This window comes from Embleya sp. NPDC005971 (assembly GCF_040629175.1).
Classification (GTDB): Bacteria; Actinomycetota; Actinomycetes; order Streptomycetales; family Streptomycetaceae; genus Embleya.
In genome coordinates, this window is record NZ_JBEXUX010000110.1 from 1 (window position 1) to 23747 (window position 23747).

General features: G+C 72.0%; 24 protein-coding genes. 12 read left to right on the plus strand and 12 right to left on the minus strand.

Features of this window, described 5'->3' with window-relative positions:
* Positions 1–219: 219 nt before the first annotated feature.
* Complete coding sequence (locus tag ABZ374_RS45735) at positions 220–873, minus strand: TetR/AcrR family transcriptional regulator (protein ID WP_360324079.1); 654 nt, start codon at positions 871–873, stop codon at positions 220–222.
* A 220-nt stretch (positions 874–1093) separates the two neighbouring features.
* Between ABZ374_RS45735 and ABZ374_RS45740 the strand changes: the two genes are divergently transcribed.
* On the plus strand, positions 1094–1717 hold the full coding sequence (locus tag ABZ374_RS45740) for a TIGR03086 family metal-binding protein (RefSeq protein WP_360324081.1): 624 nt from the start codon (positions 1094–1096) through the stop codon (positions 1715–1717).
* Positions 1714–2589, plus strand: coding sequence for an alpha/beta hydrolase (locus ABZ374_RS45745; RefSeq protein WP_360324083.1), 876 nt, complete (start codon positions 1714–1716; stop codon positions 2587–2589). Before ABZ374_RS45740 ends, ABZ374_RS45745 begins: the two co-directional genes overlap by 4 nt.
* A gap of 97 nt (positions 2590–2686) precedes the next feature.
* On the opposite strand, the gene ABZ374_RS45750 is transcribed toward ABZ374_RS45745, so the two are convergent.
* The 4 genes from ABZ374_RS45750 to ABZ374_RS45765 form a co-directional block, all read right to left on the minus strand.
* Entirely contained in the window at positions 2687–3457 is a 771-nt protein-coding gene (locus ABZ374_RS45750) for a hypothetical protein (RefSeq protein WP_360324085.1), read from the minus strand.
* A gap of 59 nt (positions 3458–3516) precedes the next feature.
* Positions 3517–4305, minus strand: coding sequence for a hypothetical protein (locus ABZ374_RS45755; protein WP_360324087.1), 789 nt, complete (start codon positions 4303–4305; stop codon positions 3517–3519).
* On the minus strand, positions 4292–4822 hold the full coding sequence (locus ABZ374_RS45760) for a SigE family RNA polymerase sigma factor (RefSeq protein ID WP_360324089.1): 531 nt from the start codon (positions 4820–4822) through the stop codon (positions 4292–4294). Before ABZ374_RS45760 ends, ABZ374_RS45755 begins: the two co-directional genes overlap by 14 nt.
* Positions 4823–4975: 153 nt before the next feature.
* Positions 4976–5575: a TetR/AcrR family transcriptional regulator gene (locus tag ABZ374_RS45765; protein ID WP_360324091.1), complete on the minus strand. Its 600-nt coding sequence runs from the start codon at positions 5573–5575 to the stop codon at positions 4976–4978.
* Positions 5576–5674: 99 nt separating this feature from the next.
* Between ABZ374_RS45765 and ABZ374_RS45770 the strand changes: the two genes are divergently transcribed.
* Positions 5675–6160 carry a pyridoxamine 5'-phosphate oxidase family protein gene (locus ABZ374_RS45770; protein WP_360324093.1) on the plus strand — a complete coding sequence of 162 codons (486 nt, stop codon included), beginning with the start codon at positions 5675–5677 and terminating at the stop codon, positions 6158–6160.
* 18 nt (positions 6161–6178) lie between these two features.
* Here ABZ374_RS45770 and ABZ374_RS45775 read toward each other — a convergent pair whose 3' ends face one another.
* The 5 genes from ABZ374_RS45775 to ABZ374_RS45795 all read right to left on the minus strand — a co-directional run bounded on the left by ABZ374_RS45775 (position 6179) and on the right by ABZ374_RS45795 (position 10905).
* A complete protein-coding gene (locus ABZ374_RS45775) occupies positions 6179–6991 on the minus strand; it encodes a polysaccharide deacetylase family protein (RefSeq protein ID WP_360324095.1) in 813 nt (270 codons plus the stop codon).
* A gap of 189 nt (positions 6992–7180) precedes the next feature.
* Positions 7181–7744, minus strand: coding sequence for a rhodanese-like domain-containing protein (locus tag ABZ374_RS45780; protein ID WP_360324097.1), 564 nt, complete (start codon positions 7742–7744; stop codon positions 7181–7183).
* 114 nt (positions 7745–7858) lie between these two features.
* Positions 7859–9061 carry a homoserine O-acetyltransferase gene (locus tag ABZ374_RS45785; protein WP_360324099.1) on the minus strand — a complete coding sequence of 401 codons (1203 nt, stop codon included), beginning with the start codon at positions 9059–9061 and terminating at the stop codon, positions 7859–7861.
* 33 nt (positions 9062–9094) lie between these two features.
* A complete protein-coding gene (locus ABZ374_RS45790; RefSeq protein ID WP_360324101.1) occupies positions 9095–10444 on the minus strand; it encodes a bifunctional o-acetylhomoserine/o-acetylserine sulfhydrylase in 1350 nt (449 codons plus the stop codon).
* Between the two features lie 380 nt (positions 10445–10824).
* On the minus strand, positions 10825–10905 hold the full coding sequence (locus ABZ374_RS45795; protein WP_360324125.1) for a putative leader peptide: 81 nt from the start codon (positions 10903–10905) through the stop codon (positions 10825–10827).
* A 314-nt stretch (positions 10906–11219) separates the two neighbouring features.
* Between ABZ374_RS45795 and ABZ374_RS45800 the strand changes: the two genes are divergently transcribed.
* The 4 genes from ABZ374_RS45800 (at position 11220) to ABZ374_RS45815 (ending at position 16190) form a co-directional block, all read left to right on the plus strand.
* Complete coding sequence (locus ABZ374_RS45800) at positions 11220–12275, plus strand: 2-oxoglutarate and iron-dependent oxygenase domain-containing protein (RefSeq protein WP_360324103.1); 1056 nt, start codon at positions 11220–11222, stop codon at positions 12273–12275.
* A 211-nt stretch (positions 12276–12486) separates the two neighbouring features.
* On the plus strand, positions 12487–12972 hold the full coding sequence (locus ABZ374_RS45805) for a (2Fe-2S)-binding protein (protein ID WP_360324105.1): 486 nt from the start codon (positions 12487–12489) through the stop codon (positions 12970–12972).
* 6 nt (positions 12973–12978) lie between these two features.
* Entirely contained in the window at positions 12979–14001 is a 1023-nt protein-coding gene (locus ABZ374_RS45810) for a xanthine dehydrogenase family protein subunit M (RefSeq protein WP_360324107.1), read from the plus strand.
* Positions 13998–16190, plus strand: a complete 2193-nt coding sequence (locus ABZ374_RS45815; RefSeq protein ID WP_360324109.1) for a xanthine dehydrogenase family protein molybdopterin-binding subunit — start codon at positions 13998–14000, stop codon at positions 16188–16190. The genes ABZ374_RS45810 and ABZ374_RS45815 overlap by 4 nt, the downstream gene beginning before the upstream one ends.
* On the opposite strand, the gene ABZ374_RS45820 is transcribed toward ABZ374_RS45815, so the two are convergent.
* Positions 16173–17729 carry an ATP-binding protein gene (locus ABZ374_RS45820; RefSeq protein WP_360324111.1) on the minus strand — a complete coding sequence of 519 codons (1557 nt, stop codon included), beginning with the start codon at positions 17727–17729 and terminating at the stop codon, positions 16173–16175. The genes ABZ374_RS45815 and ABZ374_RS45820 overlap by 18 nt on opposite strands.
* Before the next feature lie 240 nt (positions 17730–17969).
* Entirely contained in the window at positions 17970–18491 is a 522-nt protein-coding gene (locus ABZ374_RS45825) for a protease (protein ID WP_360324113.1), read from the minus strand.
* A 132-nt stretch (positions 18492–18623) separates the two neighbouring features.
* On the opposite strand from ABZ374_RS45825, the gene ABZ374_RS45830 reads away from it, so the two are divergent.
* The 5 genes from ABZ374_RS45830 (at position 18624) to ABZ374_RS45850 (ending at position 23709) form a co-directional block, all read left to right on the plus strand.
* Positions 18624–19577 (plus strand): helix-turn-helix domain-containing protein, encoded by a 954-nt coding sequence (locus tag ABZ374_RS45830; protein WP_360324115.1) that lies wholly within the window; start codon positions 18624–18626, stop codon positions 19575–19577.
* A 142-nt stretch (positions 19578–19719) separates the two neighbouring features.
* Positions 19720–21447 carry an alpha-glucosidase gene (locus tag ABZ374_RS45835; RefSeq protein ID WP_360324117.1) on the plus strand — a complete coding sequence of 576 codons (1728 nt, stop codon included), beginning with the start codon at positions 19720–19722 and terminating at the stop codon, positions 21445–21447.
* Between the two features lie 29 nt (positions 21448–21476).
* Positions 21477–21998 (plus strand): DUF4232 domain-containing protein, encoded by a 522-nt coding sequence (locus ABZ374_RS45840; RefSeq protein WP_360324119.1) that lies wholly within the window; start codon positions 21477–21479, stop codon positions 21996–21998.
* 105 nt (positions 21999–22103) lie between these two features.
* Positions 22104–23270: a N(5)-(carboxyethyl)ornithine synthase gene (locus ABZ374_RS45845; RefSeq protein ID WP_360324121.1), complete on the plus strand. Its 1167-nt coding sequence runs from the start codon at positions 22104–22106 to the stop codon at positions 23268–23270.
* A gap of 34 nt (positions 23271–23304) precedes the next feature.
* Positions 23305–23709 carry a hypothetical protein gene (locus ABZ374_RS45850; RefSeq protein ID WP_360324123.1) on the plus strand — a complete coding sequence of 135 codons (405 nt, stop codon included), beginning with the start codon at positions 23305–23307 and terminating at the stop codon, positions 23707–23709.
* Positions 23710–23747 lie beyond the last annotated feature (38 nt).

The window sequence follows — 23747 nt, forward strand, 5'->3', positions numbered from 1 at the left end:
CCACCCCCCAGGTCATGCGTTCGACAGGGGGCAAAAGCCATGCCGGACCCGGAGGCCAGGAGCCCCATTTCAGGACCACGAAAAAGGTAACGGGGGGGGGAGCGTTGCGCGGGCTCGCCGGGTCTCGGCTCCGCCGCGCGCCCGTCGGGCCTCCGCCGTACCGCGCGCCGGGTGTGCGTGCCGCCCGGGCGCGCAGGCCGGTCGGGCGCCCGGCGCGCGCTAGCCGTCGGTCAGCTTGGCGCCGAGGGTGGTCGGGTCGGTGGCCGCGGCGAGCAGGCGGGTGCGGATCGCGGTGCCGGCTCGGAGGTAGGCGCTCGTGTCGTCGTGCAGCATGCTGATGCCGTTGGCGGTCTCCAGGAACGCGATCAGTTCGAAGACCAGTTGGGCCGCGTCGAGGTCGGCCGGCGCGTCGCCGTTCGTCTTGGCGGTCTCGATCTGGGCGAGCAGCAACTCGCGCCACCCCCGCCAGGCCCCCGCGATCGCGTCCCGGACCCGGCCCGGCCGGGCGTCGAACTCGGCCGAGGCGTTGAAGAAGAAGCAGCCGCCGGGGAACACCCGGTCGCGGGAGTAGGCGATCCAGCGCTCGGTCAACCGCCAGAGCCGGATCAGCCCGGCGGGCTCGGCGCGTGCGGGGGTGACCACGTGTTCGAGGTAGACGTCCACGGCCGCGGCGATCGCGGCGAGTTGCAGTTCCTCCTTCGATCCGAAGTGTGCGAACACCCCGCTCTTGCTGATCTCCAGGTCGCCCGCGAGTCGGCCGATGGACAGCCCTTCGAGGCCCTCGACGGACGCGATGTCCGCGGCGCGGCGGACGATCGCCAGTCGGGTGCGATCGCCCTTGCGGACCCGCCCATCCGTGGGGGACGCGCTCACGATCACTCCTGCCTCCGGCGGTTCGGCGGATCGGCGAATCCGCCGGACGGTCGTTCGACCGATCGCCGTCGATTATCTCCCGGTCGCCTTGACAGGCTCTCGCCCTCGGTAAATAGTACGACCGGTCGTGCAGTTTTCCAAGAAGTGCACGCTTCGACCCGGCCGGCCGTCCGCCACCGCACGACCGGCCACCACCAGCCCTCGCCCGAGGAGGCGCCCGATGACCGACCCCCGAACACCCGCCGGCACCGACCCCGCCATCGACCTCCGAGCGCTCGACGCGCAGGCGCTGGACCGCCGGGCGATCGTGATCGCGCTGGACGCGGCGCGGCTCGTCCGGCCCGATCAGTGGGAGTTGCCCACCCCGTGCGAGGGATGGAACCTGCGTGATCTGCTCGGCCACATGGTCGCGGAGAACCGCGGCTTCATCGCCGCGGCCGCCGGCGCCACGGATCTTCGGGTCTGGCGCGACGCCTCGCTCGGTGCCGACCCGTGGGTCGACTTCGCCGACTCGGCGGTGGGCGTCACGGCCGCGCTGTCCGGTCCCGAGGTGCTGGAACGGCACTTGTTCATAAGGGAGTTCGGTACCTTCCCGGGCTCGGTCGCGATCGCCATGCACTTCCTGGACAACCTCGTGCACGCCTGGGACGTCGCCCGCACGATCGGCCTGCCCGGCAACATCGACCCCGAACTCGCGCTGTGTGCCCTGGCGTTCGCCGAGCCTTGGGAGCTCGGCCGGCCCGGCATCGCCTTCGGCGGCGCGGTCGAGCCGCCGGTGGACCCGACACCGGGGGAGCGCCTCCTGGCGCTGCTCGGGCGCACGCCGCACCGGCGGTCGGCGTGAGTGCCGTCGAGGCGTCCGCGCGGATCGCCCTGCGGGCCACCGGTGCACTGTCCACGCGAGCGGCCGGCGCCCTCGCTTACCTGCTGTTCCGGCGCCCGTTCGTCAGAGGTCGGGTGCGGCCGGGCGAGCATTCGGCGCACATGTTCGCGATCACGGAAACGATGTACGTCGGCGGCAAGCGGGTGGTCACCTACCGCTGGGGCGACGGCGCCGAGCCGGTGCTCCTGCTGCACGGCTGGTGGTCGCGCGCCTCGCGATTCGCGCCGCTCGTCGAGGAGTTGCGGGCTCGCGGGCTGACCCCGATCGCCTTCGACGCGCCGGGGCACGGGGATTCCGGCGGCACGAGTACCACCGTCCTCGAATACGCCGAGATCGCTCTCCGACTCCAGGAAAGACACGGCGACTTCCGGGCGGTGCTCGGGCATTCCTTCGGCGTGCTCGGTGCGTTCCAGGCGCTGCGCTCGGGACTGCGGGCCGACCGGGTGGTCGCGGTGGCGGGGGTGTGCGACATGGAGTACCTGCTGGACCGGTTCAGCGCCGAACTCGATCTCGACCCGAGGGTCAAGGCGCGGTTGCGGGAGCAGGCGGACACGCGGCTCCTGGCCCCGGAGTCGGCCATCTGGCAGCGGTTCTCCGCGCCCTACGGAGCCGGCCCGGCGCGGGTGCCGATTTTGGTCGTGCACGACGAGGACGACACCATGGCGGTGGCCGACCAGGGCTATCGACTCGCGGCGGCCTACCCCGACCAGGCCCGGCTGTACGTCACCCGAGGGCTGGGCCACAGCCGGGTACTGGGCGACGCCGCGGTCCTCGCCGAGGTGCTCCGCTTCCTCGACGCACCTCGGCGGGAACGCGCGACGGAGTGTGTCTGAGAGCGGCCGGACGGAACGCCCGCGGTAGCCGACGGGACACCGCAGCCGCCCGACGGGACACCCCCGACGGCACCTCACCCCGGCGGATCCGGCGGCGTCACCCTGCGGACCCCGCCCGCCGCTCCGCCGGCGCACCGACCCGCGCGGGCTGCGGTGCCTCGACCCGCGCGGATCGCGGTGCCTCGACCCGCCCGGCCGACCGCCGCGGCCCGGGCCACGGGTATCGCTCCACGTTCCGCACCGGCGGCGGCACGGCGGGTGTCTCGTCGTCGACGATCCGGTGGTACCGCAGCGCGAAGTAGTTCGCGGTCGGATGGCCCGCGAGCAGCGGAGCGGCGAAACTGCCGGTGCCCTTGACCATGTCGGAGCGCGAGTTGGCCAATTGCACGTAGGTGAAGGTGCCCGCGCTGCGCCCGATCCACCCGGTGAACAGCACCACGTGGCCGTCGTCGGTGTCGTCGAGCGCGTCGCCCGGGAGCAACTCGTCCCGCTCGATCCGGTCGGTGAGCGAACGCCGGTCGAGCGAGTCGGTGTTGAAGTCGGTGCTCGGCAGGTGCCAGGCCATCGCGACCAGGCCCGAACAGTCCGTGCGGTATTCGTGCGCCCCCTCCGGGTCCGCGGCCTCGGCTCCCTGGTCGTACTGGATGTCGCGGTCATACCAGTCCTCGGCGCGCTCCAGGACCTCGGCACGGGTGATGTCCGCGCCGCGCTCGGAGGTGGTCGGCGAGTGGGCCCCGGCGGGAGCGGCGGAGGTGGTGGCCGCGGCCCGCGGCGCGGCCGACCCGCCGAGCGCGGCGGCGGCGAGGAACGAGAGGGCGAACAGGGCGCGGGTACGGCGATCCGTGCCGAAAGTGATGATTTGTCGCATGGCACCAGACTTGGCCATGCCGGCACGCTCGTGGTGGATCGCAACGCGGGTCGGCCGGGCTACTTGGCCGCGCCGAGTCCGATGTCCAGGACGGCCTCGACCTCGCGGCCCCGCTCGTCCAGGAAGTGCAGTGAGCCGCCCGCGCTGTAACCGGCGCCACTGGGGACCTGAACGGTGAAGGACCTGGTGCCGTTCGCCAAGCCGCGGTCGACGGTCCGCACGGTGATCGGCGCCTTGTCGTTCTCGAACCTCGCGGTCACCGCGACCACCTTGGCCGACACCTGACCGAAGGTGATCGTCCCCAGCGATCCGACGCCCGGCCGGTACAGCGCGGTGTCGCCGACGGCGATCGAGGCGATGTTCCAGGCATGACTCGATTCCGGGGACACCCTCTGGGCGGGTTCGCACCACCGGCCGCCCCGATTGTCCAGGTGCCCGTCCAGGAACACCTCGACCACGTCGCACCCGGGCGCGTCGATCGCGGCCTGCGCGTCGCCCCGGGGGGCGCGCGCCAGCGCCCAGCGATGCCCGCCGAACTCGCCCGTTGCGATGACGTTCCGGTCGGGCGACTCGGTCACGGTTTCGGGGTGCGGGGGAATCGTGGACGAGGCCGGCGCCTCGCGTGCCGGGCCGGTCGCCCGGGTGTGCGATCCGGACAGGGACGCCGCGGTCATCGCCGAGACCGCGACCACCGCCACGACCGAGGCGGCGATCAACGCGGTACGTCGGCGCCGGGCGCGTCGACCACGCTGCTCGATCCGGTCGATCGGTGCGACGCTCGCCGGCAACTCCTCGACCCGGGCGGCCAACTCGTCCCGCAGCCATCGCTCCTGGTCAGCCCCGGTCATCTGCGTACTCCTCGTTTCCGATGCGGATTCCGGCAAGTCCCGGATGGACACGCAGTTTGGCCAGGCCCCTGGCGGCCTGACTCTTGACCGCGCCGAGTGAACAGCCGAGGATCCGGGACACCTCCGCCTCGGGTAGATCGTCCCAGTAGCGCAGCACGATGATCGCGCGCTGCCGGGCGGGCAGATCGGCGAGCGCGGTGCGCAACATCTGCCGCTGGTCCGCCCGGACGTACGGGTCCTCGCCGATCCGCTCCGGTGGTTCGGCCCGCAGGTGCTCGGCGACCCGCCGCTTGCGGAAGCGGGACGTGTTGGTGTTCACCAGGATGCGGCGCACGTAGGCGTCCGGACTGTCCGCGCGGCGCACGCGACGCCAGTTCAGGTACGTCTTGGTCAAGGCGGTCTGGGCGACGTCCTCCGCGATGGCGTGGTCGCCGCTCAGCAGGTAGGCGGTTCGTACCAGTCCGCTCCAGCGGGATTCGACGAACGCCCGAAAATCGGCGACCTCTTCGGCTTTCACTCGCACCTCCGAACTCACAGAGCACCGACTCGACCCGGAAGGTTGCCTGGTCTCCCGAAGTTTTCCGGCCCGGATTCGCGCGACCGGGGAACGGCTCGCGGGGGTGCGTGGGCTTCGGCGATGCGGTCCGGGCGGGGCCGGCCGGGGTCGGGTCTACCCGCCCGAGGAGCCGGATCCGAGCACCGCTCGGGACGCGGTCAGGGCGATGCCCTCGATCGACGCGGGCGGAGTGCGGCCGGCCGCCAGGTGAGTCCGGATCGCCGCGTACGGGATGTCCACCAGCGCGAAGGCGACCCGCTCCAGCGCGGCCGGGGTGACCCGGCCGCAGCGGGCGCGGGTGTACGACCGCAGCGCGCTCGCCACGGCCTCGTTGAGCGTGGTCGACTCCGGGCCCAGCTCCTCGGGCCACCGCGCGATCAGGTCCTCGCGCCGATGCAGCAGCAACACCGCCGCCTCGTCCGGATGTTCACGCACCCAGGCGAACACGGCCCGAACCGCGCGGTCGGCCCCCCGATCCGGGTCGGGGTCGGCGAGCGCGGTCAGGAACGGCTGTTGGAAGCGTCGCACGGTGCGCACCCACAGGCGGGCGAGCAACAGGTCGCGCGACGCGAAGCGGTGATACACCGACCCGACCGGCGCACCCGCCTCGGCGGCCACCGCCGCGACGGTCACGGCGCCGGCGCCGGTGCGGGCGGTGACTCGCAGCACCGCGTCGAGGAAGTCGTCGTCGGTGAACCTCGGTTTGCGGCCCACGATTCCTCCGCGCTTGACACCGGCCGGCGGCCGGCGTTTTCTGGAATCAGGATTCTAGTATGGAACAACCAATACGGCGAACGATTGGCGGTACGCACCATGCCGACCTCACCGACCTCACCGACCTCACCGACCGGCTCGCCGAACCTCGTCGACGCGGCGTTGCGCATCCTGCGCTCGCATGCGTTCGGGTTCCTGGCCGGCACCGACGCGGCCGGCGCGCTGCGGGTGCGTCTGGTGCAACATCTCGCGGTCGAGGACGACGCGACGATCCGGATCGGTACGAGCCCGCGCTCGCGCAAGGCGGTCGACCTGATCGCCCGGCCGCAGGTGTGCTACTCGGTCGAGGACCGTGCGGCGGTGGCCTATGCGACGTTTTATGCCCGAGCCGAACTCGTCTGTATCGGACCGGAGTTGGTGACCCATTGGGACGAGGCGCTGCGGCCGTTCTTCCCGGCCGGGCCCACCGGCGGCGACTTCGCGCTCGTGCGCCTGGTACCGCACCGAGTGGAACTGGTCGACTTCACCGCCGGCATCCATCCCGATCCGTATGGGCTGGTCGCGGCGGTGGCGCAGGTGCCGTAGCCGGGTGCCCGACCGTGCTCAGGCCGGGAAGTCGAAGGTGTAGCCCTGCCGGACCAGCCACGGCAACAACTGCTTGAGTGCGGCCAGGGTCTGCCCGCGGTCGCCGCCCGCGTCGTGCATCAGGATGATCCCGCCGGGCTTGAGCTCCTTCTCGGCGGTGGCCAGGATCTTGTCCGCGCCGGGACGTTGCCAGTCGCGCGTGTCGTCGGACCAGTCCAGCGAGCGCATGCCGCGCCCGGCCGCCATCGCGCGCACCTGCGGGGACCAGTCGCCGCCGGGTGCGCGGAACCAGTCCACCCTGGTCCCGGGGCCGGCCGCCGCGACGATCTGGTCGTGCGCGGTGGTGATCTCGTAGTCGATCCGGGACAGCGGGCGCTCGGCGATGCGCTCGTCGTGGGTGACCGAGTGGTCGCACAGCCGGTTGCCGTCCGCGACGACCTCCTTGACCAGCTTCGGATCGGCCTTCGCGTTCGGGCCCAGCATGCAGAAGGTGGCCTTCGCCCGATACTCCTTCAACAGCGCCAACACCTGTGGGGTCCACTGCGGACTCGGCCCGTCGTCGAACGTCAACGCGACGGTACGGCCGCCGCTCGCGGTCCTGCGCACCAGCGTGTCCGGCACCAGCGGCGGCGGCACCGACACCCGCGGATCGGCCGCCGTCGGTGCGTCGGACGGGGGCGGCCCGACGTCCGCGGCCCCCTCGCGTCCGCCGGGCCCGGCCGCCCGGTCGCCGGAGTCCGAGGAGCAGGCCGCGGTGCCCACCGCGAGCACGGCGGCGATCGCGAGAATGGTCGGATTACGCAGGCCACGACGGGTGTTGAGGCTAGTCACCGGTTGACTCCCAGCATGGTTCGAAAGCGAGGAAACACTTTCGAACACGCCCGCAGCCAACGAAGGGGTTCCGTCTCGGGACCCATTTTGCGGCGACTTTGTGCGTTGTCGACCATCCCCGGACGATTCGACCGGCCGCGCGGTGGGCACAGCGGCGGTCCCGCCCCGGCCGAGTCGGGGCGGGGGCGATCAGGCCCGGTCGAGGGCGGTGAGGGTGCCGGCCAGGTCGAGGGCTTCGGGGGCCGGACGGTTGTACGGGAGCCTGCCGAGCACGCTCGCCATGCCGCACGTGTCGGTCACGGCGGAGAAGATCAGACCGGAGCCGATCGCGCCGGCCAACAGGCGCACCTTGGGCGCGCGCCGGCCGACGGCCAGGCCGAGCACGACCAGGGTGCCGGCGGCCAGCCGGACCTGACGCTCCATCGGCCACACGTTGCGGGCATCGTTCGGGCCGTCCAGGGCATGACCGTCGGCGACCCAGGCCGAGGTGCCGCCGGTCAGGTGCGTGGCCGGGACACCGGCGGCGGACAGTTCGGCGCGAGCGCGCTCCGAGCGGGCTCCGGAGGCGCAGACGATCAGCAGCTCGGCGTTTTCGACCCGCTTGAGCACCGGTATCGCCTCGCGCAGCCGGTCCAGCGGGACGTTGTGCGCGCCGGGGATGTGGCCGGTCGCGTACTCGCCGGGGGTGCGCACGTCGAGCACGGTGAACTCGGTCAGCCGGGCGCGGACCTGCGCGGGGGCCAGGGCGGTCATGGGGATCGGGCCTTTCGACGGAGCCCGATGCCGGGAGCAGGAGGCACCGGTTCGGGGCGAATCCTGCGGTCGGGCATCGGGCGGGCTGAGCGGAGGGCTACCTACCGGTTGTGACTACCTTCGGCCAACGGAGGGATCGAGCTCGGTGTTCCGGGTCCGGCCCGGAAATCGGGATTGCTCCGGGGTCGCCTGCCGGTCCGGGGGCGCGGTTCGCGCCAGCAGCTCCGCGAGCAGCGGAGCCACCTGATCCAGTTCGATCAGGAAGCCGTCGTGGCCGTGGGGCGACTCGACCACGCGCAGCGGACCCGCACCCGGTATGCCCTCGGCGAGGGTGCGCTGCTGGCTCGGCGGGTACAGCCGGTCGCTGTCCACGGCCGCGACCACGGTCGGTGCGGTGACCCGGGCCAGGGCCGCGGCCACGCCGCCGCGATCCCGGCCCACGTCGTGGCTGTTCATCGCCTCGGTGAGGCTCACGTAGCTGCCCGCGTCGAAGCGCGCGGTCAGCTTGGCGGCGTGGTGGTCGAGGTAGGACTCCACCGCGTACCGCCCGGGCGGGTCCTCGTCGGGTTGGCGGGTCCGGCCGAAGCGGGTGGCCAGTTCGGCTTCGCTGCGATACGTGACATGCGCGATCCGCCGGGCCAGACCGAGCCCGCGCCAGGGCCCGGACTCGGCCGGCCGGTCGTGGTAGTCGCCACCGGCCCAGCCCGGATCCGCCCGGATCGCGTGCACCTGGGTCGAGCACCAGGCGATCTGCTCCGCACTCGCCGCCGCGGTGGTGGCGATCAGGAACAGCGCGCCGACCCGGTCCGGGTGCGTCACCGCCCACTCCACCGCCCGCATGCCACCCATCGACCCGCCCACCACCGCCGCCCAGCGCTCGATCCCGAGCAGCTCCGCGGTGGCCACCTCCGCCGCCACCTGATCGCGAACGGTCAACCGGGGAAAGCGACTTCCCCAGGCCCGACCGCCCGGCCCGGGAGATGCCGGGCCGGTCGTGCCCCGGCAACCACCGAGCGCGTTCGGGGCCACCACGAAGTACCGATCGGTATCCAGCGTGCGGCCCGGCCCGATCAGGCCGTCCCACCATCCCGGAGTGGGAAACCCCGGCCCGGCGGGACCGGCGACATGGCTGTCGCCGGTCAGCGCGTGCAGGACCAGGACCGCGTTGGCGCGGTCCGGGGCGAGCCGACCCCACGTCTCGTAGCCGATGTGGACCTCGGGCAGCAGCTCCCCGGACTCGGTCCACAGCGGCCGCGACAGGGTCAGCGAGCGCGGCCCCGCCGGGGCGGCGGGATCGGTGGGCGTGGCGTGCGACATGGTGACCTGCTCCGTTCGGGTTCCCGCTGCCCGCTAGGACGCCTGCGCGGCGCGGAAGCCGGCCGCCAGGTCGGCGCGCAGATCGGCCAGGCCCTCGATGCCGACGGAGAGCCGGACCAGGCCCGGGGTGACCCCGGTGGCCAGCCGTTCCGCGTCGGTGAGCTGCGCGTGCGTGGTACTGGCCGGGTGGATCACCAGGCTGCGCACGTCGCCGATGTTGGCCAGGTGGCTGAACAGCGACAGCCCGTCCACGAAGCGGCGGCCCGCCTCGACCCCGCCCTTGAGCTCGAACGCGACGATCGCGCCCGCGCCGCGCGGCAGATAGCGCTTGCCCGCGTCGTACCACCGGCTGCTCGCCAGCCCCGCGTAGTGCACGGTCTCCACCTCGTCCCGAGCCTGCAACCACGTGGCCAGCGCGCTCGCGTTCGCCACGTGCCGCTCGATCCGCAGCGACAACGTCTCCAGGCCCTGGAGCAGCAGGAAGCTGGTCAGCGGCGCGATCGCGGCGCCCACGTCGCGCAACAACTGCACCCGCAACTTGGCGGCGTACGCGCCCGGGCCCAGGTCCGGCCAGTAGCGCAGACCGTTGTAGCTCGCGTCCGGCTCGGTGAAGCCCGGGAAGCGGTCCGGGTACGCGCCGAAGTCGAAGGTGCCGCCGTCCACCACGATCCCGCCGATCGCGGTGCCGTGTCCGCCGAGGAACTTGGTCGCCGAGTGCACCACCACGTCCGCGCCGTGCTCCAACGGGCGCAGCAGGTACGGCGTGGGCACTGTGTTGTCCACCACGAGCGGCAGGCCCGCCGTGTGCGCGAGATCGGCGACCGCCGACACGTCGAGGACGTTGCCGCGCGGGTTGCCCAGCGTCTCGGCGAACAGCAGCCTGGTCTCCGGCCGGATCGCCGCGCGCCACGCGTCGAGGTCGTCCGGATCGTCGACGAAGGTGACCTCGATACCCAGCTTGGGCAGCGTCCAGTGGAACAGGTTGTACGTGCCGCCGTACAACGACGAACTGGACACGATGTGGTCGCCGGCGCCCGCGAGGTTGAGCACCGCCAGCGTGGTCGCGGCCTGCCCGGACGCGGTCGCCACCGCCGCCACGCCGCCTTCGAGCGCGGCCACGCGCTGCTCCAGCGCGTCGGTCGTGGGGTTGTGGATCCGGGTGTAGATGTGTCCTTCCTCGGACAGGTCGAACAGCCCGGCGGCGTGCGCGGTGTCCTTGAAGACGAACGACGTGGTCTGGTAGATCGGCACCGCACGGGCCCCGGTGGTCGGGTCGGGCGAGGTGCCGGCGTGCACCTGCCGGGTCTCGAAGGACCACGCCGCGGGGTCGTCGGCAAGCCCGGTCTCGATCGTGGGCGGCGCGTCGGTTGCTTCGAGGGTCATCGGGAAACTCCTTGCGGGGTAAGGGAGTCGACGTGGTCGAGCGGGTTGTGGCGGATGGCGGGAGAGGCCACCCGGATGCGGCGACGAGCAGGGTCGCGCGACGGACGGCCACGGGGTCGAAGGCGCGGGTCGCCGCGGTCTCGGCCGCCCTGCGGGCGTGACGGTGCCCACGACCCGATCGGCGACGGGTGGTCGACGATCGGGTGAGGAGAGCGGCGGGAGACGGTGGACGACGCGGCCGCCGGCCGGGCGAGACGCGGTTCACCCGGCTCGCGGGCGACGCGGTCGCCGTCGCGCGAAGCGCGGTTGATCGAGTCGGCGGGTCAGCGCCCGGACTCACACACCGCGCGAACCTCGGAGACCGAAGCGGTCACCCGGGTTCAGTGGCACATTCGACACGCCATGCTGGTCACGCGCACGAGATCCACGTGGCGGCGACTGACGAGCATGGGGCTGGGCATGGCCGCGAGTCTAGGCGGCCCGACCGGAATTGCGCCACGGGGTAGTTCGAAGCGGATGGGAAAGGCCGGGCCGGAAGCCGGCTGGACCGATGCGCCTTCCGCGTGCTTTCATCACCGCCATGACTTCGCGTCAGGTCGCTTCCGTGCTGCTCGACCCCTTCTGGGTGGGTCGACGAGCCGACCATTTCGACCAGACCTGTCGCTGAACCCCGCCGTCGTGCGGCCTCCCGCCGCCGAATGAGCACAGGCTGCCCACCCCGTAGACGCTCGTCGGTCCGGTGTGCCCGGACCCCGGCTGTACCGAGGACCCAGTCATGGCAACCAGCGCACCGCCCACCCTCCCCGTGATCGACATCTCCCGATTCCGCGACCCGACCGCCAACCGGGCCGACTTCCTGGCCGAACTGCGGCACGCCGCACGCGAGATCGGCTTCTTCCAGGTGGTCGGCCATGGTGTCGACCGGGAGCTGCGTGCCCGCGCCCTGGCGGTCTCCCGGCGCTTCTTCGCGCTGCCCGAGGCGGACCGGCTCGCGATCGAGAACGTCAACTCGCCGCAGTTTCGCGGCTACACCCGCACCGGCACCGAGTACACCCGGGGCGGCCCGGACTGGCGCGAGCAACTCGACATCGGCCCGGAGCGCGCGGCGCTCACCCTCGGCCCGGACGACCCCGCCTACCTGCGGCTGATCGGGCCCAACCAGTGGCCGGCCGCGCTGCCCGAGCTGCGCGAGACGGTGCTCGCGTGGCAGGACGAGGCGCTGCGGGTCGGTCGCGAGGTGTTGCGCGCGCTGGCTTCGGCGCTGGGTCAGGACCCCGGCTACTTCGACGAGTGGTTCGACGCGGAGGCCGCGGTGCACGTCAAGGTCGTGCACTACCCGGGACGGCCGAGCGCCGACGTGGACCAGGGCGTGGGCGCGCACAAGGACTACGGCTACCTCGCGCTGCTGCAGCAGGACGACGTGGGCGGCCTCCAGGTCCGGGCTCGGGACGGTTCGTGGATCGACGTCGCGCCGCTGCCGGACGCGTTCGTGTTCAACATCGGCGAGATGTTGGAGATCGCCACGCGCGGCTACCTGCGCGCCACGCAGCACCGGGTGATCGCCCCACCACCCGGCGTCGACCGCTACTCGCTGCCCTTCTTCCTCGGTCCACGCCTGGACGCGGTCGTCGAACCGCTCACCCTGCCCCCCGAGTTGGCCGCCGCCGCCGACGGCATCACCGAGGACCCCGACAACCCCCTCCACCCCACCTACGGCGAAAACGCGCTGACCGGCTGGCTGCGCTCCCACCCACGAGTGGTCGCCCGCTGGTGGCCGGACCACCTCCCGCCGGAAGCGACCGGCCGGGTCGCGGCGGGTGAGGCCGAGTAGCCCGGCCGGCGTTCGAGGCCACCTCGGCCGGAGGGCGGATGATTCCGGCCCGGCCGGCGCTTGAGGCCGAAATAGGCCCGGCCGGCTTCGAGGCCGGCCGGGCCGGAGGCCGAGACAACCCCGTCACCCCTCCGTGCTTGAGGCCACCGCCCGGGGGTACCAGCGAAGCTCCCGGGCCGGGCCGTCGGCCCGAACGCCTCCGGGAGGGACCATGACCGCCGATGAAGACGAACTCGTAGTCGTCGAACTCCACGTCAACGGCGAAGCCCGACTGCTCCGCATCGACCCCCGCGTCACCCTCTTGGACGCGCTGCGTGCCCACCTCGACCTGACCGGCCCCAAGAAGGGCTGCGACCTCGGCCAGTGCGGCGCCTGCACCGTGCTCGTCGACGGCCGCCGGATCACCTCGTGCCTGACCTTCGCCGTCATGTACGAAGGCCGCGAGGTGACCACCGTCGAGGGCCTGGGCGGCGACCCCGAAGGGGACCTGCACCCGGTGCAACAGGCGTTCGTCGACCACGACGCGTTCCAGTGCGGGTTCTGTACGCCGGGCCAGATCGTCTCCGCCGTCGCGCTCCTGGCCGAGGAGCACGCGGGCGACGACGACGAGATCCGCGAGTGGATGAGCGGCAACCTGTGTCGGTGCGCCGCATACCCCAACATCGTCGCGGCGATCGCCGCCGCGGCCGGACGGTAGGCCCCGATGCGCTCCTTCGCGTACACCCGTCCGGCCGAACCCGAGCGACCCTGGGCCGAACTCGACCCGGACGCGATGTACATCGCCGGCGGCACCAACCTGGTCGACCTGATGAAGTGCGGCGTCGCCGCCCCGGCCCGCCTCGTCGACATCGGCCGACTCCCGCTCGCGGACATCGCGGTGGACGCGGCCGCGGACACACTCCGGATCGGCGCCCTGGTACCCAACAGCGACCTCGCGGCGCATCCGGTGGTCCGCGAGCGCCTGCCGGTACTCTCCCGCGCCCTCCTGGCCGGCGCCTCCCCGCAGTTGCGCAACCTGGCCACGCTCGGCGGGAACCTGATGCAGCGCACCCGGTGCGGCTACTTCCGCGACCTCGCGATGCCGTGCAACAAGCGTGTCCCCGGCTCCGGGTGTGCCGCGCTGGACGGCGAACACCGCGGTCACGCGGTGCTCGGCACGAGCAGTCGGTGCATCGCCACCCACCCCTCCGACCTCGCGGTCGCGCTGGTGGCCCTGGCGGCACGGGTGTTCATCGATGGGCCGAACGGCCCCCGCGTCGAGCCGATCGAGGCGTTCCACCTGCCACCGGGGGACACCCCCGAGCGGGAGACCACGCTGGGCCACGGCGAGTTGATCACCGCGGTGGAGGTCCCGCTGACCGCGCTCGGCGCGAACTCGCACTACCTCAAGGTGCGCGAGCGGGCCTCGTTCGCGTTCGCGATGTGTTCGGCGGCGGTCGCACTGGAACTGCGCGAGGGCACGGTACGGGCCGCGCGGATCGCGCTCGGCGGCGTGGCGACCACGCCGTGGCGGGCGTACGCGGCCGAGGCGGCACTGGTCGGCCTGCCGCCGAGCACCGCCGCGTTCGCCCGGGCGGGGGACGCCGCCACGGACGGCGCCGTGCCGGGCCGGGACAACGGGCACAAGGTCGAACTGATCCGCCGCGTCGTCGCCCGCGCCCTGGGCACCCTGGTGGGCCCAGGCGGCGCCGAGGGCTTCGGTACCGCAGCAGGGGAGCAGCGATGAGCCCGAACGCCGGCCCGTGGATCGGCGCCGCCGAACCCCGCATGGACGGCCCGGTCAAGGTCACCGGCACCGCGATCTACACCGGCGACGTGGCACTGCCCGATCTCGCGCACGCGGTGCTGGTGCAGAGCACGATCGCCAAGGGCCGGATCACCGGGATGGACATCGCCGCCGCCGAGACCGCCCCCGGCGTGCTCGCGGTCTGCCCCTCCGACGGGTCGTTGGGCCTGGGTCGGGTCGCCTCGTACTACTCGGCCGACAACGGCCCGATGGGCGACGGCCGCTCCCCGCTGTCCGACGCGGTGATCCACCACCACGGGCAACACATCGCGATGGTCGTGGCGGAGACGCTCGAACAGGCGGTGGCCGGCGCCGAGCGCATCCGCACCCACTACCACCGGGAACCGCCGCTGGTCCGGATCGAGGACGCCATCCCGCAGACCCCGCCGGGCCGCGAGGACATCGTCCGGGGCGATCTCACCACCGGACTCGCGGTGGCCGACGTGACGGTGGAGGCGTACTACCGGACGCCGCCGCAACACATGAACCCGATGGAGCCGTGCGCCACGACCGCGCACTGGGTGGGCGACCGGCTCACGGTGTACGACTCGACGCAGTACGTGAACGGGGTGCGGGACGCGTTGGCGACCGCGTTCGGGGTGCCGACGGCGCAGGTGCGGGTGTTGTCCGGCTTCGTCGGCGGGGGCTTCGGCAGCAAGGGCACGGTCTGGCCGCACGTGCTGCTGGCCGCCGCCGCGGCGCGCCTGGTTCGTCGGCCGGTGCGGCTCGCGCTCACCCGGCCGCAGATGTTCACCTCGTGCGGCACTCGGCCGGCGACGCGGCAGCGCATCGTGCTCGGCGCGCATCGCGACGGTCGGCTGACCGCGATCGGGCACGACGGCACGTCGGCCTGCTCGTTCGGGGAGAACGTGGTCGAGTCGACCGGTGGATCGACCTCGATCCTGTACGCCTGCCCGAATGTGAGCATCCGTCAGCGGATCGCGCGAGTGGACATGCAGGCGCCGACCTTCCAGCGGGCTCCGGGCCGGGCTCCGGGATCCTTCGCGCTGGAGTCGGCCCTCGACGAGCTGGCCCACGAACTGCATCTGGATCCGGTGGAGTTGCGGCTGCGCAACCACGCGGACACCGACCCGTCGTCGGGGCTGCCGTGGTCGGGCAAACACCTGCGGGAGTGCTACCGCGCGGGCGCCGAGCGGTTCGGCTGGGATCCGGGCGACCGCACCCCCGGTACCCGTCGCGAGGGCGACCTGCTGATCGGCAGCGGAATGGCGTCCGCGACCCACGAGATGGACCCCGGCCCGGCCTCGGCGTACGCCGAACTGCGGGTCGACGGCACGGCCGTGATCGGCGTCGCGTCGCACGACATCGGCACCGGGACGTACACCGTGCTCGGCCAGATCGCCGCGGACGTGCTCGGTCTGCCGCCGGAACGGATCATCGTCCGGCTCGGCGACAGCGAACTGCCGGACGCGCCGCCCTCGATCGGCTCGCAGACCGTCGCCTACGTGGGCCCGGCGATCCGGCGCGCGTGCGAGGCGGTCCGCGACGACCTGCTCGCGACGGCCGTCGCCGACCCCGAATCGCCGCTGTACCGCCGGGAGATCGGCACGATCGAGTTCGGCCCGCAGACGTTCGTCGCCGAACTGGCCCGGATCGGCGAGCCGTCCGTGTCGGGGGTCGGCCATCACCGACCCGATGCCAACTCGCGGTACGCGGTGCACTCCTTCGGCGCGCAGTTCGCCGAGGTCGCGGTGGACGCGCTCACCGGTACGGTCCGGGTGCGGCGGATGGTCGGCGCGTTCGACATCGGCCGGGTGATCAACCCGCGTACCGCGCGCAGCCAACTGCTCGGCGGGATGACCTTCGGCCTGGCCCAGGCGCTGATGGAGGCGACCGTGCTCGACCCGCTTCGCGGGCACGTGGTCGAGCCGCATCTGGCGGGCTACCACCTGCCGGTCAACGCCGACATCGGCTCGATGGACGTGCTTTTCGTCGGCGATCCGGACCCGCACATCAGCGACCTCGGCGCCCGCGGCGCGGGTGAGATCGGTGTGGTCGGCGCGGCGGCGGCGATCGCCAACGCGGTCTTCCACGCGACCGGGGTGCGGGTGCGTACGCTGCCGATCACACCGGATCGGGTGGTGACCGGCTCAGCCGTCGGCCCTTAGGGCGGTGTCGGACGGAGCGGGCTGCCCGGTCGGCGTCCGCTCCTCGGCCGCGGTCGTGCCGTCCGGTGTCGCGACCGGCAGGGTGAAGGTGATCCGGGTGCCGGTGGTGTGCTCGGGATCCAGCGCGATCGTGCCGCCGTGGAACTCGACGATCTTCTTGCACATGGCCAGACCCATGCCGCTGCCCGGATACGCGTCGCGGGTGTGCAGCCGCTGGAAGATCACGAAGATCCGCTCCGCCTGGGCCGGATCGATGCCGATGCCGTCGTCGGTCACCGAGATCCGCCACATCCCCTCGTGCTGCTCCGCGTCGACCACGACCCGCACCGGCCGGTCCGGCCTGCGGAACTTCACCGCGTTGGCGATCAGGTTCTGTAGGACCACCGACAACTGGGTGCGGTCGCCGCGCACGGTGGGCAGCGAGGTGTGGGCGACCTCGGCGCCGGCCTCGCGGATCGCGATGTCCAGATCGCCGACCACCGTCTCGTACACGGCGTTCAGGTCCACGGGGGTCTCCTCCACCGGTCCGCGGCCGACCCGGGAGAAGGTGAGCAGGTCGTCGATCAGGGCCTGCATCCGGACCGCGCCGTCCACCGCGAAGGCGATGTAGCGGTCGGCGCGTTCGTCCAAGTGGCCCTGGTACCGCTTCTCCAGGAGCCGGCAGAAACTGGCCACCTTGCGCAGCGGCTCCTGGAGGTCGTGCGAGGCGACGTAGGCGAACTGTTCCAGGTCGGAGTTCGAGCGGCGCAACTCGTCGGCCTGCTCGTCCAGGCGCCGTCGGGCGTCGTCGGAGAAGGCCAACTCGTCGGCGAGCCGGTGTCGCATCGCCTCCATCGCGTCGGCCAGCGCCCGCAGATCGGCCGGTCCGGTGGGGGCGATCGCATGCCCGAAGTCGCCTCGGGCCACCACGTTCGCATCGGCCACCAGTCGGCTCACCGGCAGCGTGACGCCGCGGCGCAGGCCCGCGAACACCATGATCGCGCCCGCCAGGATCACCAGCGCGATCGCGCCGAACACCCACGTTCGCAACGCGCGGACGTCCTGGAGGCCCGCCCGGGCGGCGTCCCGTTCGTGCCGGAGGCGGTCCACCTGGTCGCGGGTCGCCGCGCGTAGCGCCGCATAGGGGGAGGGGTCCGTGACGGCCGCGCGGACCTCCGCCGGCGGCGGTGTCCCGGGCTCGACGTTCAGGGCCGGGCGCACCACCCGGGCCTCCCAGGCCCGGGCGCGCTCCAGCACCACCCGCAGCCGGGCGGTCCCGGCGTCGTCGTCGCGCAACAACTCGTGCAGTACGGCGACCTGTTCGCGCTCGGTCTCGTGGCCGGCCGAATACCCCGTCTGGAGCGCTGCGTTGCCGGACAGGATCTGCTCCCGGATGGCGGCGTCCTGGTCGGCGTACGCGGTCTCCAGGCGCACCGCGGCGATCAGTGCGGGTGAACTGTGGTCGACCAGGCGCCCGTTGACCGAGGTCGAGCGGGTGAGCACCCAGGTACCCAGCAGCATGAGCAGGGTCAGTACGACCAGCGTCGTGGCCACGCCCACGAGCAACCACCGTCGGGTGTCCCACGTCCGCCGACGCACGAGGTCGCGCGTCGACCACCCCGATCGCGGATCGGCTTCGATCGCTTGCTCCACCACACCGTCCCCATCGTCACGAACCCGCAGCCGCGCCGGCCGTGAGCCCGGACATCGTACGAGGACCGATACCTGCCCGGATCGCGGATTCTTGCACCCGATCGGGGCGGTGGATCACACGCCGGTCGTGCGGGGCCGGATCGGCGATCAGGCGCCGGTGGTGGAGCCCGGACGGACGATCATCAGCACCGTCACGGTGGCCCAGAGCAGGTTGAAGACGCCGGTGGACATGGCCAGTCGCGCCGTGGCGCGGTGTGCGGCCGAGGGCGGGGCGGGCGCCGCGTCGACCGCGGACGTGGCGGCCATCGGTGCGGGCGCGGCCTCGGCCGTGCCCACGGCGGCGAGCAGCGCGTCCTGGCGGGGCAGTACGACCAGGGCCAGGAGCGCCGCGGCGAGCCCGGTCAGCACGATCGAGACGATCAGCCAGGTGTCGCCGAGCACGTCCATGTTCAGCGCGACGCCCAGGCCGCAGACCGGCACCACGACGCCGAAGACGGCGTAGATCCGGCAGATCCGGTGCAGGTTGTGCACGATCGCGTGGGCGCGTTGGTCGTGCGGATCCGCGAGCGCGTGCCTGGCGGCGGGCGGGAACATGCTCGCGGCGACCGTGACGGGTCCGATCGCGATGATTGCGGCGAGCACATGGATGGCGAGAAGGAACTTGGTCACGGACCGAGGCTAGGAGCGCCGGCGGGGCCGAACGAGTGGCAATAGTGACACTCTTGCGCGGATTCTCGCCAAGCCGATTCCGCCGGCATACGCGGGTTTGGCGGGAATCGGGTGCACACCTAGATTATTGCCATGCATACCGTCGCCATTCTGGCCCTCGACGGCGTCATGGGCTTCGATCTGACCACGCCGATCCAGGTGTTCGGACGCACCCTGTTGCCGGACGGGCGGGCCGCCTATCGGGTCCGGGTCTGCGCGGTCGAGGCGGGCACCGACGTCGACGCCGGCGAGTTCACGATGCGCGCGCCGTGGGGGCTGGCCGAGTTGGCCGAGGCGGACACCATCATCTGTCCAGGTCGGGCCGACCCGAGCATGGCCACGCCCACGGCCGCGATCGCCGCGCTGCGCGTGGCGGCGGCGCGCGGCACCCGGATCGCGTCGATCTGCGTGGGCGCGTTCGTGCTCGCCGAGGCCGGTCTCCTGGACGGACTGCGGGCCACCACGCACTGGCTCGGCACGGCCACGCTGGCCGAGCGATATCCCGAGGTCGCGGTCGACCCGGACGTGCTCTACATCGACAACGGCTCGATCCTGACCTCGGCCGGTGCCGCCGCCGGCCTGGACCTGTGCCTGTACATGATCCGCCTCGATCACGGCTCGGCGGTCGCCGCGAACAGCGCTCGCGACGCCGTCATGCCGCTCGAACGCGCGGGCGGACAGGCCCAGTTCATCGTGCACGAACCGCCCGCCCCGGACGGCGCGAGCCTGGAGCCGCTGCTCACCTGGCTGCGTGCGCACAGCGACCGCGAACTACTCCTGGACGATATCGCCGCGCACGCCGGGATGAGCGCCCGCAGCCTGAACCGGCACTTTCGCGAACAGACCGGCACCACTCCGCTGCAATGGCTGCACCGGGTCCGGATCAGCCGAGCCCAGCACCTGCTGGAAACCACCGCCCACTCGGTGGACCGGATCGCCGCGCAGACCGGCTTCGGCTCGCCCACCGCCTTCCGCGACCGCTTCAAACGGGTCACCGGAACCACCCCACAGTCCTACCGCCGGGCCTTCCGCAGCCGCGACGACTGATCGCCGGGCGTCGCGGGCCGTCCTCGACGAGGCGTCGCACACCGTCGGACCGGTGAAGCGCGGCTCGGCGGGGCAGGACAGTCACGGTGGCTCCGGTCGGATTCGCCGGAGCGGGTCGACGCGGAGGGGACGGGTTCGAGGGATGACACTCGACGGTGCGCGGGCTGCGGACGACGTGTGGTGGAAGTCCGCCGTGGTGTATCAGATCTACCCACGCAGTTTCGCCGACTCCGACGGCGACGGGATCGGAGACCTGAACGGCATCACCGCACGCCTGGACCACCTGTCGGACCTCGGGGTGGACGTGTTGTGGCTGTCGCCCGTCTATCCCTCGCCGCAGGACGACAACGGCTACGACATCAGCGAATACCGGGACATCGAACCGCTGTTCGGCACCCTGGCCGACTTCGACCGATTGCTCGCATCGGTGCACGAGCGCGGGATGCGGCTGGTGATGGACCTGGTGGTCAACCACACCTCGGACGAGCACGCGTGGTTCCGCGAGTCGCGCGAGGGGCCGAACAGCGCCAAGCGGGACTGGTATTGGTGGCGGCCGGCGCGCAAGGACGCGGGGTCGGCCGGGGCGGTGGGTGCGGCGGGCGCCGCGCCGAACAACTGGGGGTCGTTCTTCTCCGGGTCGGCGTGGCAGCACGATGCCGCGAGCGACGAGTACTACCTGCACCTGTTCTCGCCCAAGCAGCCCGACCTCAACTGGGAGAACCCCGAGGTCCGGCAGGCCGTGTACGCGCTGATGCGCTGGTGGCTGGATCGCGGGGTCGACGGCTTCCGGATGGACGTGATCAACCTGATCTCGAAGGACCCCGACCTGCCGGACGGCCTTCTGCACGGCGACGGCTCGTACGGCGACGGCTCGCCGTACTACGTCAGCGGCCCTCGGGTGCACGAGTACCTCCAGGAGATGCACCGCGAGGTGTTCGCCGGCCGGCCCGAACGCCTGCTCACCGTCGGTGAGATGCCCGGCGTGACACTGGAGCACGCCCGGCTGTTCACCGATCCGGCCCGCGGCGAGGTGGACATGGTCTTCCAATTCGAGCACGTGGGCATGGACTTCGGGCGAGACAAGTTCGACCTGCGGCCGCTGCGGCTCACCGACCTCAAGGCTTCGCTGGGCCGCTGGCAGAGCGGCCTCGCCGAAGTGGGTTGGAACAGCCTCTACTGGAACAACCACGACCAGCCCCGGATCGTCTCCCGGTTCGGTGACGACGGACCCGAGTACCGGGTGCGCTCGGCGACCATGCTGGCCACCGTGCTGCACCTGCACCGCGGCACGCCCTACGTCTACCAGGGCGAGGAACTGGGCATGACCAACGCCCCGTTCGCCACGATCGAGGACGTGCACGACATCGAGGCGCTGGGCCACTACGCGCAGGCGGTACGGGCGGGCGAGGACCCGGCCCGGGTGCTCGACGGACTGCGCGCACGGGGCCGGGACAACGCCCGTACGCCGATGCAGTGGGACGCGTCCGAGCACGCCGGCTTCACCACCGGCACGCCCTGGTTGCCGGTCAACCCGAATCACACCACCATCAACGCCGAGGCGGCGGTGGCCGATCCGGATTCGGTCTATCACCACTACCGCCGACTGATCGCCCTGCGGCACAGCGAACCGGCAGTCGTGCACGGCGACTTCACCATGCTGCTCGCGGACGACGAACGGCTGTACGCATTCACCCGCCGACACCGGGGCATCACGCTGCTCGTGCTCGCCAACTTCACCGGCGAGACGGTGGCGCTACCGGCCGATCTGGCGGCGCAGGGGGCGCGGGCGCCGCTCGTACTCGGCAACGCGGGGCCGATCGACGCGCTGATATTGCGCCCCTGGGAAGCTCGCGTACATCGGTACGTGTAGCCAACCGGCACGCCGGATACAGAGCGCGTATGAGGACTATCGCTTCCGTCACCACCATTGCCCTCGCGTCGTCCGTCCTGGTCGCGGGCGCGGCCTCGACGGCCGGCGCCCAAAAGAGCAACCGCGCCCCGCTGCGCACGTGCGCCGAGGGCTCGCTCGGCTACGACGCACACGCGCTGCCACCGATCGCGAGCAGCGTGGTACTGGTCACCGTCACCAACCTGGCCGGCTCGGCCTGCACGATCGACCGTTTCCCGACGGTGACCTTCGCCGGGCTGGACGGCACGGCGCAACCGGTGCCGCCGGTGTCGAGCGGCGCGCGGCGGATCGACGCCGCCGGGAAGTTGTACGCGGCGCTGCGCACCGACGACCGCAGCGGCGCGGCACGATACGTTCCGAGCCTGACCGTCGCGGCCCATCCGGCCCATACCGGCAAAACTTTCACCGCAGCCGGAATCGGCGCGCCGGCACCGGGTATCGCGGTCTCCGATCCGATCACCACGCTGTGGCGGAACAGCGTCGACGAGGCGGTGGACGCGCTCCCGGGTTGAGCCGGCCATCGAGCCGCGGCCGGTCGCCGATTCGGGCGCATCGGCCGCGGCTTTTCGGCGCTGCGGATTCGGGGGCGGATACTTGGGGTCTACCTAAGGAATCTCATGATTCGCAGGACCCGCATGACCCTGGGCATTCTCGGCTCCTCACTGAAGGAGAACGAGCACCGGCTGCCGGTCCACCCGCTGCACTTCGAGCGGATCGACCCGGACGTGCGCGAACACCTGTTCCTGGAGGAGGGGTACGGCGAGCGCTTCGGCGTCGCCGACGCGGAACTCGCCCGATACGTGGCCGGGATGTTGCCGCGTAAGCGCCTGCTCGCGGAGAGCGATGTGGTGCTGTTGCCGAAACCCACCCACGAGGATGTGGCCGCGTTGCGCGACGGCCAGGTGTTGTGGGGCTGGCCGCACTGTGTGCAGGATCCGACGATGACCCAGGTCGGTATCGATCGCAAGCTGACGATGATCGCCTGGGAGGAGATGAACCACTGGACCGCAGCGGGCGCGTTCAGCGTGCACGTCTTTCACAAGAACAACGAACTGGCGGGCTACTGCTCGGTGTTGCACGCGCTGACGCTCGGCGGTGCGACCGGCAGCTACGGTCGCCGGATGCGGGCGGTGGTGCTCAGCTTCGGGGCCACGGCGCGCGGCGCGGTGATAGCACTGGAGGCGATGGGCGTTTCGGACGTGACCGTGCTCACCGCGCGGGACGCGGTGGCGGTGGCGTCGCCGATGCCCTCGGTCGTGATGGGTCACTTCCGGTTCGCCGAGGACGATCCGACCCGGCTGGAGGCGCTCACCGAGGACGGGCCGGTGCCGCTGGGCGCGTATCTGGCCGGCTACGACATCGTGGTGAACTGCGTTCGTCAGGACACCGACGCGCCCTTGACGTTCGTGCTGGATCGGGACCTGCCGGAGTATCGGCCGGGGTCGTTCTTCATCGACGTCTCGTGCGACGACGGCATGGGCTTCGAGTGGGCCCACCCGACCACGTTCGAGGAGCCGACGTTCACCGTCGGGGACAACTGCCGGTACTACGCGGTCGATCACAGTCCGTCCTACCTGTGGGACTCCGCGACGTGGGAGATCAGCGAGGCGCTGATCCCGTATCTGGGCACGGTCATGGACGGCCCGACCGCCTGGGACGCGGATCCGACGATCGCCAAGGCGATCGAGATCCGCGACGGCATCGTGCGGAACCCGAAAATCCTCAGCTTCCAACATCGTTCCGCCGACTACCCGCATCCGGTGGTGGCCCGCGCGGGAGGATGAGCGGGGACGGTGCCGTGCCACAGGCGGGGGGACGATGCGGATCCGGGTGGTGGGGCGGGCGCACGCCGAGCCCAGGCGGGTCGTCTTCACGTCCGGGGTCGGCGGCGGGGTCGGCTATTGGAACGTCGGGGACGGCTTTGCGGATCGGCTGCCGGTGGTCGGCGCGTGCTACGACGTCGAGGTCGATCCGCCGGACGACGTGGCCGAGTGGACGCGGGCGCCGACCGGGGAGCCGACCGGGTTCTCGCCGGTGCGCGAGGGCGTGGCGGTGACGGGCAGGCTGGAGTGGGTCGGTCGGGACGGTGAGCCGCAGGTGGTGATGCGGCTGGGCCCGGGGATCATGACGATCGATGTGGCTTGGGGATTCGAGGAGTTGTCGGTGGGCGACGTGATCCGCTTCGAGGCTCCGTGGCTCGAACTCTGGCCCTACGTGGTGTGAACAGGCGCGCCGAAGGCCCTCGTCGGCGGGCGAGGGCC